The organism is Alcanivorax sp. HI0044, from assembly GCF_001634945.1.
Genome location: NZ_LWEZ01000221.1, coordinates 1 through 774, shown reverse-complemented (window position 1 = coordinate 774; position 774 = coordinate 1). Strand labels below are relative to the sequence as shown.

Here is a 774-nt window from a genome sequence, read left to right as displayed (position 1 = left end):
AAACTGGAAAAGCATCCCGGTCTGCTGCTCAACTTTTCCCAGCCCATCGCCATGCGCGTGGACGAACTGCTCTCCGGCGTTAAAGCCCAGCTCGCCATCAAACTGTTCGGCCCGGATCTCAACGTGCTGCAGGAAAAAGGCGAAGCCATCACTCAGGCCGTCAAGGAAGTCGACGGCGCCACCGATGTGCAACTGGAACAGATCGCCGGTGAAGCTCAACTGGTGGTCACCCCGGACCGCAACGCCCTCAGCCGTTACGGCCTGAGTGTGGATCAGGTCATGGATCTGGTCAGCAACGGCCTGGGCGGCGGCAGCGCCGGGCAGGTGATCAAGGGCAACGAACGCTACGACATCTATGTGCGCCTGGAGCAAAACGCCCGTAAGGATGCTGAAGCCATCCGCAACCTGCGCCTCAAGGCCGCCGATGGTGCCTGGGTACGGCTTATGGATGTGGCGGATGTGTCGCTGGTCTCCGGCCCGCCGCAGATCAGCCGCGACGACGTGCAGCGCCGCGTGGTTATCCAGGCCAACGTGGCCGGTCGTGACATGGGCTCCGTGGTCGCCGACATCCAGCAGGCCATTGAAAGCGAAGTGGATCTGCCCGCCGGTTACAGCGTGGACATCGGCGGCCAATACGAAAACCAGCAGCGCGCCCAGCAACGGCTGGCCATGGTAGTGCCAGTGGCGGTCGGCCTGATCGCCCTGTTGCTCTACTTCGCCTTCGGCTCCGTGGCCCAGGCCGCTCTCATTCTGGTGAACGTTCCTCTAGCACTC

1 protein-coding gene is annotated in these 774 nt (G+C 62.8%); it reads left to right on the top strand.

Going from position 1 to position 774, the window contains the following annotated elements:
• Positions 1-774, top strand: a 774-nt coding sequence (locus tag A3730_RS02625) for an efflux RND transporter permease subunit (protein ID WP_156500831.1), incomplete at both ends; no start/stop codon positions are given.